General features: G+C 40.5%; 2 protein-coding genes. One reads left to right on the top strand and one right to left on the bottom strand.

Translation table 11 applies throughout. The features are described from left to right. Window positions 1-404: 404 nt before the first annotated feature. Window positions 405-1,148, top strand: coding sequence for a hypothetical protein (locus tag JV36_RS0104785; RefSeq protein WP_032096986.1), 744 nt, complete (start codon window positions 405-407; stop codon window positions 1,146-1,148). A 682-nt stretch (window positions 1,149-1,830) separates the two neighbouring features. Here the strand turns inward: JV36_RS0104785 and JV36_RS0104780 are convergent. Then, the coding region (locus tag JV36_RS0104780; protein ID WP_032097097.1) for a DUF445 family protein at window positions 1,831-2,271 on the bottom strand (441 nt) is incomplete at its 5' end.

Here is a 2,271-nt window from a genome sequence, read left to right as displayed (position 1 = left end):
ATATTTTTGAGTGAGAATAGTGGTCACAAAAACACCCGCCGCAAACAGTAAACATGCCAATGCCTGACGCTTAGCTCTATGTAGCTGATACTGCTTATCCTGTGTCTCTTCTATTTAACTAGTAGCTGTCTACCGTGTTAAAGGCATTAAAAATCACATGATATAGCTTTAAAGTAAGTATCGTTTGCATCCCAAATATTGAGCATGATCAATGTGAGGGCAAGAATCAGCATGTCAGCTTTTTTTACACAACTATAAATAAATACTGCAAGTCATTGATAAAAATGGCAAAAAAATCTAGCCCAGAAATTGCATAAATGAAACGTGCTATTCAAAAACAACATTTAAAGCACGCTTATTATTTTAATAATTATTACAAGTCATTCCACTACATGGAGAGTATTATGAAAAAAACTTTTAAACTATTATCTGTATTATGCTTGGCAACCTCTGCCAGCTTATTGTCTGCAGCACCAATTCCAATCGACTTAACCAGCTGGGAATCAGATGGCGACGGGAGTTGGACAGTGCAAGGCGCAGGAAACGATTCAGTGTTTCAGTCAATAAATGGTCGACCAACGACGTTTTTTGAAGCAGGGTCTAACGCACAAAATACATCTATAGCCGGCATTATATCAGTAGAAACCACAAACGATGACGATTTCATAGGTTTTGTCTTAGGTTATCAAGATGGTGAGATGTTATCCGGTACCAGTGATTTTATGTTAATTGACTGGAAAAAAAGAGATCAAGCTTTAGGGAAAGGTGGATTAGCAATTTCTAGAGTACTGAATGCGACCAGAGATACTGAATTTTGGGAACATACGGGTGGAGTCACTGAAATAGCACGCGGAACTAATTTAGGCAATACCGGCTGGGCAAGCAACCAAAGTTACAACTTTGACATTGTATTTCAATCTAACCTTATTCAAGTTAAAGTAAATAATATACTTGAGTTGAGTATCACTGCTGCCGATGCGGGTTTAACTGCATTTTCTGACGGCGCCGCGGGATTTTACAACTACTCTCAAGGCAGCGTGCGATACGCAGGTATAACTGAAGAACAGATAACCGTTTCTGCGCCAGCTACTTTGAGCTTGTTCGGTATCCTCATTTTAATGTCATTGCGGTTAAGAAAGCGCAGATAATTAAGAGTATTTCGCGATTAAAGTAGAGCGCATGTGCCATGTGCTCTCACGATAAATTAACGTGCTACTAATTACTAAACGAAGAGCGAGGATAATCTAACCAAACGAAAGTTTGTTATAAACTCGTTCGCCTTAATATCGCTCTAAGGGGCAAGATGGCCTTTTTTTGCCTCCTTATAGTTATTTGAAGTGATGTTAATTCGGAGCACTGCAATTCAGACCCGAGTCAATATCCGACACTACTGTCTATGTTAGCGCCTCCATCAGTTTTTGTATGTACGACCAATACATTTGTATTTAAGGCGTCGATCAAGTCGCTTCTCTTCCGTAGAGTTTGGTTGTAGTTCCGTGTGACGATATTTATTATTGATTGCAAATATTACCTTATTACTCTGTCTTCGTAGTAAGAGTCAGCCTCATGAGGCCACGAAAAACATACGTTGTGTTTTCAGTGGAAGTAAGTGTCCTTTAAACTAAAACTTTACTGCTCTAATAGATTCTCCTTGGCCGTTGTTTTGGACACATACCGGAATCGGCAATATAGAGGCCCGACTTTCCATAGCTTGCCGTCGGCAGACGGTAGCAGGTACGATGATGAGACCGTCTTTCGCTTATTTTAACCTATCAAATTATGCCAACACTTACCCCCCTTAAAATACCAACTCAGTATCATTGCCGATACTCACAAACCAATAAGCATCTCTATGCCAAACAGTATTGCGCCAATTCCCCCACCCACAATGGTGCCATTGATACGCACTTTTTGAAGGTCTCTCCCTATATTCAACTCTACTTGCGCTGCCATGTCTTCTTCATCCCAACTATTGATCGTGTCTCTAATATGCCGGGTAAGAAACTCTGCTAACTCAGGCGCCATGTATTTTGCAGCCTCACCGATATGCTGATTGAATGAATGGGATAATTGGCTATCATTTCGCAAAGAAGCCCCTAAATCATGTAATAACCCTGCAACCTTTTGCTCTGCTTTACCCTCGTTTTCTTCAAGTGATTTTAACAGCCACAGGTTAAACCGTTGCCACGAGTTGTGAAGGTAATTCTTTAGCGCAGGGTCGTTGATAACCTTTTCCCTAAATCCGTTTACCTTTTGCTCCATATCAGGGCT

The sequence above is a fragment of the Alteromonas sp. LOR genome (genome assembly GCF_000753865.1).
Classification (GTDB): Bacteria; Pseudomonadota; Gammaproteobacteria; order Enterobacterales; family Alteromonadaceae; genus Alteromonas.
This window is presented reverse-complemented; position numbering and strand designations above follow the sequence as displayed.